Genomic DNA, 6334 nt, shown 5'->3' with positions numbered 1-6334 from the left:
GTGCGCAGCGCGTCGTCCCCCGGCAACTCGCCCGCGGGGCCGAACGCGAGCGGCCCGCCGTCCGATCGCGGAAGGCGGGCACCGAGCACCATCGTCTCCACCGCGAGCGGAAGCAGCCGGTGCTCCACCGCAAGCACGCGCGCGGCAAGCGCTTCGGCGGTGTCGCCCGGGAGCACGGGGACGGGCCACTGCGCCAGGATGGCGCCCTCGTCGTACCGCTCGTTCACCAGGTGCACGGTGGCGCCGGAAACGCGCGCGCCGGACTGGATGACGGCGCGGTGCACGCGCATGCCGTACATCCCGTGCCCGCCGAACGCCGGAAGGAGCGCCGGGTGAATGTTGATCATCCGCCCCTGATAGCGCGCCACGACCTCCGCGGGCACCAGCTGCAGCCACCCCGCGAGCACCACCAGGTCGATGCGGTGCGCTTCAAGCCCGTCCAGAAAGGCGTCGCGGACGGCGTCCGGCGGCAGCGCGCGCCCGTCGATGACCACCGCGTCGATCCCGGCGCGCTCCGCCCGGCCGATCGCACCGATCCCGCCACGGCTGGCAACCACCAGCGAGACGCGCGCGGGGGCGTCGGGATCGGTGTGAAAACGGTCGATGAGCGCCTGCAGGTTGCTTCCTCCACCGGAGGCGAGCACCGCGATGCGCGCGGGGACGGACACGATGGTTCTCCGGAATGACGGGGAAAGTCGGCGCGATCATAGGCCCGCGCCCCGGCACCGTCAAGCCGCCGCGCCCTCCCCGTTCAGGACGCGGCCGGACCGGCGCCCCGCAGCAGGGGAAGGCGCTCGCGCGTGAGTTCCAGCAGCCCCGCCAGCGTGGGCGACGGCTCCTCGCGGCGGGTGCAGAGGGCGATGGTCGTCTGCCCGCCGGACCCTTCCAGGACCACGTACGCCACCCCGCCCCACCGCAGCCGCTGAAACGACGCGGGAACCAGCGACACGCCGAGCCCCGCATCCACCAGCCCCACGATGGTGAGCCACTCCTGCGCCTCCTGCACCTGGCGCGGGTGAAAGCCCGCGGCGCGGCAGAGCACGATCACCTGGTCGTACAGCGTGGGCGCCACGCGGCGGGGAAAGAGGACGAACGGCTCGTCCGCCAGGCGCTCCAGGGGAAGGGTGGCGTGCCCGGCCAGCGCGTGCCCCGGCGGCAGCGCGGCCACGAACGGCTCGCGCACGGCGGGTTCGGCGCGGATGGCTGCGTCCGCCGCGGGCTCTCGCATGAAGCCCACGTCGATGAGCCCCGCCTTGAGCGCGTCCGCCTGCGCCGCCGTGGACATTTCGCGCAGCCGCAGGTCCACCGCGGGGTGGCGGTCGCGGTAGTCGCGCAGCACGCCGGGGAGCACCGTCAGCATGGTGGACGCGGCGAACCCCACGGTGAGCACGCCCCCCTCGCCGCTCCCCGCGCGCCGCGCCGCATCCACACCCTGCTCCACCTGCAGCAGCAGGCGCCGTGACGCGGTCAGCAGCACCCTTCCCGCCTCGGTGAGCACCACGCGCGGGCGCCGCTCGAACAGGGCGTGCCCCACCAGCCGCTCCAGCCGCGCGATCTGCTGGCTCAGCGGCGGCTGCGCCATCCCCAGCCGCACCGCCGCCCGCCCAAAGTGCAGCTCCTCCGCAACGGCGATGAAGTAGCGCAGGTGCCGAAGTTCGATCCGTTCCAGCAGTTCCGGCTTCATGGGCGCGCGGGATGTTTCGGGAACGCATGGGGACGTGGGTGGACTCGCATCATACGCGCTGCGTATCGCGTCAGCAACTTCATCATATTGGACATATGCTGAAATTTCAGCTACAGTGGTCACGTGCTGAAAATTTGCCACCCCGTCCACCCAGCAGCCCGCCCATGATCCAGCGCCGCCTTCTTCTTCCTCTGATGCTGGCCGCGGCATCGGCCGCGCCGGTCGCCGCGCAGACCGCGCCCGCGGCGGGGACGCGCGTCACGCCGTCGCTGCGTGCGTCGCGGGCCGCCGCCATTCGCGTGGACGGCCGGCTGGACGAGGCCGCCTGGACCGCCGCCGAGGCGACCTCTTCGTTCACGGAGGCGTACCCCAACCCGGGCGGCGCGCCGCGGCTGCGCACCGAGGCGCGCGTGCTGTACGACGAGCGCACGCTGTACGGGGGGATGCGGATGCACGATCCGCGGCCGGACAGCATCGCCGCGCAGCTGGCCCGGCGCGACGCGGGCGGCATCTACAGCGACTGGGCGCAGGTGATGGTGGACAGCTACCTGGACCGGCGGACGGCCTTTGCGTTCGCCGTGAACCCGCGCGGCGTCAAGCGCGACGTTTATCTCTCCAACGACAACAGCGAGGATTCCGGCTGGGACGCGGTGTGGGACGTGGCCACGACCATCGACTCCGCGGGATGGACGGCGGAGTTCCGCATCCCCCTGTCGCAGCTGCGCTTTGGGCGCGTGAACGAGGGCGCGGAGCGCACCTGGGGACTGCAGCTGACGCGCGACATGGCGCGCTACCAGTCGCGCGCCGTGTGGTCGCCGTGGACGCAGAACGACAACGGCTTCGTTTCCCGCTTCGGCACGCTGACCGGGCTGGTGGGCGTGCGCCCGCCCACCCGGCTGGAGCTGATGCCGTACGCCAGCACCCGGCTCACCCGCACGCCGGCCTCGCTGGGCGACCCCGGCCGCGCGGAGGGCGACCCCGACCCGTTCTACCGCGGCAGCGAGGCGGCCTTCAACGTGGGGGCGGACGTTCGGGCCGGCTTGCCGCTGGGCCTTACGCTTTCCGCCACCATCAACCCGGACTTCGGGCAAGTGGAGGCGGACCCGGCGGTGGTGAACCTGAGCGCGTTCGAGACGGTGCTGCCGGAAAACCGGCCCTTTTTCGTCGAAGGCAGCGACCTGTTCCGCTTCGGCAGCCTGCTTTCGTACATCAGCCAGGGCTCACCGCAGTTCTTCTACTCCCGCCGCGTGGGACGCGAGCCGCAGCGGCAGCTGGGCGCGGATCCCGGCATCCGCTTCTTTGACCGCAACCCGCAGACGACGATTCTGGGCGCCGCCAAGGTGACGGGAAAAACGCCGGGCGGCTGGTCCATCGGCATTCTGGACGCGGTGACGGCGCCGGAGAACGCGCGGGTGCTGGACGCGGAAGGGCTGCGGCGCACCGTCGGGGTAGAGCCGCTGAGCAACTACCTGGTCGCGCGCACCCGGCGCGACTTCGCGGCGGGGCGCACGGTGCTGGGCGGCATCGCCACGGCCACGCACCGCGCGCTGCAGGACACGGTGTTCGCCCCGCGGCTGCGGTCCGACGGGTACGTGGCGGGAATCGATGGCGAGCACTCCACGCGCGACCGCACCTGGTCGGTGAGCGGATACCTGGCCGGGAGCCGCATCGGCGGGAGCGAGTCCGCCATCGGCGCGGCCCAGCGGTCCAGCGCGCGCTACTACCGGCGGCCGGACGCCGACTACCTGCGCTACGATTCCACCGCCACGTCGCTGGCCGGCCACGCATTCGGCGCGGCGCTGCGAAAGGGCGGCGACTGGCGCGGCAGCGTGTGGTACCAGGAGATCAGCCCGGGCTTCGAGGTGAACGACGCGGGCATTCTGGGGCGCACCGACCGACGCGCGCTTTCTGCCCTGTTCGGGCGGCGCCAGGGGCGACCCGGCCCGGTGTTCCGCGACTGGTTCGTCCGCGCGTTCACCAGCAACGGGTGGAACTTCGGGGGCGATGGACTGGACCATCGTGTGGCGCTGCGCGGCACGGGAACGTTCCGCAACCTGTGGAGCGGCGGGGCCACGGTGGAGTACGTGGCCCCCGCGCTGGACGACCGGCTCACGCGCGGCGGGCCCATCGTGCGCACCCCCTCGTCCTGGTCGTTCTCCAGCACCCTGGGCACGGACCCGCGCAAGCGCGTGACGCTGAACGGCGAATTGTTCGGGGTGCAGGCGGCGGACGGCGGCGAGGTCCGGTTCGTGTACGCGTCGGTGAGCGCGCGGCCCACGTCCAACATCCAGCTTTCCATCGGCCCGGCGCTGGAGCGGGTGGTATCCAGCAACCAGTACGTGATGACGCGCACCGACGCGCTGGCCGCCAACACCTTCGGGCGGCGCTACGTGTTCGCCACGCTCACGCAGAACACGGCGGAGATGGCGGCGCGGCTGAACTGGACCTTCACGCCCAACCTGAGCCTGCAGCTGTACGCCCGGCCGTTCGTATCCGCTGGATCGTACCGGGGATTCAAGGAACTGGAGGCGCCGCGGGACGACCGGTTCGCGGTGTACGGCAGGGAGACGGGAACCGTGGAGCTGGGCGGGGCGTGCGGCACGCAGCGCGACGACGGCGTCTACGCCGTGGATCCGGACGGCGCCGGCCCGGCCTCGTGCTTCCGCTTCGGCAACCCGAACTTCAACTTTCGCTCGGTGCGCGGAAACGCGGTGCTGCGGTGGGAGTACCGGCCGGGAAGCGCGCTCTTTCTGGTGTGGCAGCAGCAGCGCGAGGGGCAGGAGGCGCTGGGCGACTTTGACGCGCTGCGCGACTTTGGCGAACTGTGGCGCGTCCCGGCGCGCAACGTGTTCCTGATCAAGGCGACGTACTGGATCGGCCGCTGATGCCCTGAGCGGCGTGCACCAACGTGATCCAAATCGAGGCAACGTGCTGAATGAGCCGCTGATGCCCTGACGGATTTGCCGGATGACGAGAAGCCCCGAACGTGGACGATCCGCGCTCGGGGCTTCTCGCATTCGCCACCTTGTTCAGGACTCAATATCACGATGGGCGGCTGGAGCCATCCTCTCGTATCCTCCGGACGCAGCGGTTCGATGAATCAGGCAAGGGCCACACCGCTCACTCAGGGACAATCAGGGCACGCGGCATGCATCCTTTTCGGGACGCAACGTTCGCCGCCGTCCCACCTCCACCCTCCCGCGCATCGTGCCTCTTCGCCACCTCTGGTCCGTCGGTACAATCGCGTGTTTCTGCATCGTCGCGTTCACCGCGAACGCGTGGTCCCAGGCATTTCCCGCCGCCGCCGGGACGGCCGTGGTGAGCGGCGACGCGGGCCGATGCACCGTTCGCGAGGTGGGGCGCGACTCGCTGATGCTGGGTGGGCGCCGCCTGTTTTTCACTCCTCACGCGTTCGAAACCAACAGCGCGGGGGAGATGTTCATCGCCGGCGACCTCTACGCACTCCTTGAGCAGGACTCGGCCGGCGTGTGGCGGCCTGTCGTGATGGACAGCGTGCTTGGCGCGGTGGTGAGTCCGGAGGGAACGCCGCGCCTGGTGCGCGCACCCATCACCAACCGGCTGCTGGGAGATGTCGGTGTGGCGCCAAACTCCGACGGCTCCTGGACGGTGGTGTATGGCGAAAGAATCGAGTCGGAGGATACCCCGCCCGACTTCAAGGCCAGGACCATTCGCAGGCTCTGGTCCGGGATCGTTCGGGGGGCGGAGTTGACCATGCTCGACACCCTTCCGCATCCGGAGGGCTGGGGAATGTCCGCTGACCTTTCGCCCCTCGCGCGCACCGGGGACACCCTGGCTCTCGCGTTGATTGCCAGGGCTCCGGACCAGTTCCGGCGCATGCTGGTCTTTGAGCGGCGTGAAGGGCGGTGGGCCTATGATTCTCTTCCTACTCGCTTCGGCATCTATGCGGCGCCCGCCTACTCGCCGGTTTCCGGGCTCGTCCTGGCGACGGTGGAATCAGACCCGTACACGCCCGAGGACAACGGCAACAGCCTGTTTCTATGGCACCGCCGGGGGGAGTGGGCCCGTACCCGCCGCGTGATTTCCGCGCTGCAGCAGCAGGTACATCGCCCATCCCTCCGGTTTCGTGCGGATGGAAGCGGATCTCTCACCTGGATGTCCCCAGCCCCTCCTGAGGAGGGGGGGGCATGGCGGGCGTTCGCGATGATTGGAGACGTGGGCGAGAGGAATGAGCCTACGATGATGATCGAGCCGTCTGCCAGTTTCTGGAACCATGTATTCGCCCTGCCCTTCGATCCGCGATCGGATCTCTGGATCACGGTACACGAGCCACGGGCGGATGAGCCGTCCGAGATCCGGTTCGTGGATCGCGGGGGCAGGCTACTGCATCACCAGCCCAACCCGTACTTGGGCAGCGTCGCGTCGCTGAAGTCGCGGAACGGAGAGTACGTGGTGGCCGGCGGCGTCTACAATGCCGAGCAATTGCACGTCACGACGGTGCTGCTGCGCTTTCGAGTGGACTGCGCAGCCTAGCCCTGAAATAAGCGAGTAGGCTCCCGAGCGCCTGACCGAAGGCTGTTCCGGTTCCGAACGGGACATAAGGCGCCGCTCGTCGGGCTTCAGGAGCTATTTCCTCGCCTCTTGCGCAGTCACGAGTGCCGGGGAGGCGCG

General features: G+C 70.1%; 4 protein-coding genes. 2 read left to right on the top strand and 2 right to left on the bottom strand.

Annotated features, from left to right (window positions below):
• The coding region (purN, locus tag VF665_RS07050; protein ID WP_331052706.1) for a phosphoribosylglycinamide formyltransferase at positions 1–668 on the bottom strand (668 nt) is incomplete at its 3' end.
• 83 nt (positions 669–751) lie between these two features.
• Positions 752–1684, bottom strand: coding sequence for a LysR family transcriptional regulator (locus VF665_RS07045; RefSeq protein ID WP_331052705.1), 933 nt, complete (start codon positions 1682–1684; stop codon positions 752–754).
• A gap of 164 nt (positions 1685–1848) precedes the next feature.
• Here VF665_RS07045 and VF665_RS07040 point away from each other — a divergent pair, with 164 nt between their 5' ends.
• Positions 1849–4569: a DUF5916 domain-containing protein gene (locus tag VF665_RS07040; RefSeq protein WP_331052704.1), complete on the top strand. Its 2721-nt coding sequence runs from the start codon at positions 1849–1851 to the stop codon at positions 4567–4569.
• 322 nt (positions 4570–4891) lie between these two features.
• On the top strand, positions 4892–6196 hold the full coding sequence (locus VF665_RS07035) for a hypothetical protein (protein WP_331052703.1): 1305 nt from the start codon (positions 4892–4894) through the stop codon (positions 6194–6196).
• The last annotated feature ends 138 nt before the right edge of the window (positions 6197–6334 follow it).

The sequence above is a fragment of the Longimicrobium sp. genome (genome assembly GCF_036387355.1).
In the GTDB taxonomy this organism is placed as follows: domain Bacteria; phylum Gemmatimonadota; class Gemmatimonadetes; order Longimicrobiales; family Longimicrobiaceae; genus Longimicrobium.
Note: the sequence above shows the minus strand (reverse complement) of the source record. Positions and strands in the feature narration are given on the sequence as shown.